The following is a 511-nucleotide window of genomic DNA, read 5'->3' on the forward strand; positions in this document are numbered from 1 at the left end:
AACTGATCGATCGCTTCGTTGAGCTGCGTGAACAGTATGGCTTCCAGTTGCTGCATCTCACCTGCTGTCGCGACACGGTGGAAGATCGCGGAACCATTCAGTATTTGCAGGACTGCGCAACGGAAGCTGAAATTGCTACTGAGTTCCTCTACATCGATGATATCGGGTTAGGTGAAAAAGGTCAGTTCACGGATTTACAGGATCAGGTAATTTCCAACCTGTTCAAACTGTATCCGTGGGAATTTATGTTGCGTGAGATGTTCTCAACCAAGCTGGAGGATGCAGGCGTACGCTGGCTGGAACCGGCGTGGAAGAGCATTATCTCCAACAAGGCACTCCTACCGCTACTGTGGGAGATGTTCCCGAATCACCCGAACCTGCTGCCCGCTTATTTTGCGGAAGATGATCATCCGCAAATGGAAAAATATGTGGTTAAACCGATCTTCTCCCGTGAAGGCGCAAACGTGTCGATCATTGAGAACGGCAAAACCATTGAAGCAGCGGAAGGTCC

1 protein-coding gene is annotated in these 511 nt (G+C 49.9%); it reads left to right on the forward strand.

The window, feature by feature from the left end; genetic code table 11:
- Positions 1 to 511, forward strand: a 511-nt coding sequence (locus ACFFRH_RS45085) for a glutathionylspermidine synthase family protein (RefSeq protein ID WP_512701170.1), incomplete at both ends; no start/stop codon positions are given.

Source organism: Streptosporangium vulgare (assembly GCF_042428775.1).
In the GTDB taxonomy this organism is placed as follows: domain Bacteria; phylum Actinomycetota; class Actinomycetes; order Streptosporangiales; family Streptosporangiaceae; genus Streptosporangium; species Streptosporangium vulgare.